Raw genomic sequence first — 630 nt, 5'->3', positions numbered from 1 at the left:
CACCGCGCCCGTCGTGCACGCCCCCACTCCCACCGGCGAGGCGCTCGGCCTGCCCGCGCTGCTGCTGGCGTCCTTCCCGCTGGAACCCACCCGGCGGCACGTGGCGCCCGGCCCGCTGACCCGGTTCCTGCTGGAGCGGGCCGCCGACGCCTACGCCGCGCTGCTGCGCGACTGGGAACCCGTCAGCACCGGCACCCTCGACCTGGTGCCCGGCCCGCTCGGCAAGGGTGAACTCGACGGTGAACTGCGCGGCATGCTGCCGTCCCGGCTGGAGCGGGAGCCGTTCCTCGCCGGTGCGGGCCTCGACGAGGACGGCAAGCCGTACGCGCTGCGCCCCCGGGAGGCCGAGCTGGTCGAAGGGGCCGGCGCGGAGACCGTCTCGGTGCTCGCCGAGCTGTTCCCCAGCCTGCTGCCGGCCGGCCTGGAACGCCGGAGCGAGCTGCGGGTGCTGGGCGTGCCGCGCATCCCGCTCGGTGAGGTCATCGACCGGCTGGCCGGAGTCGAGCGCGACCCGGCGTGGTGGCGGCGGCTGTACGACTCGCTGGCCGGCGTCGACCCCGACCGGCTGACCGGCCTGCCGGTGCCGCTCGCGGACGGCCGCACCACCATCGGCCCCCGGCAGGTGCTGCT

The 630-nt window shown here is 77.0% G+C and carries 1 pseudogene; it reads left to right on the top strand.

Annotated elements, in window-relative coordinates:
• A pseudogene (locus tag ACYVE9_RS29960) lies at positions 1 to 630 on the top strand (sacsin N-terminal ATP-binding-like domain-containing protein); the annotation flags it as partial.

Source organism: Streptomyces sparsus (assembly GCF_054776295.1).
Note: the sequence above shows the minus strand (reverse complement) of the source record. Positions and strands in the feature narration are given on the sequence as shown.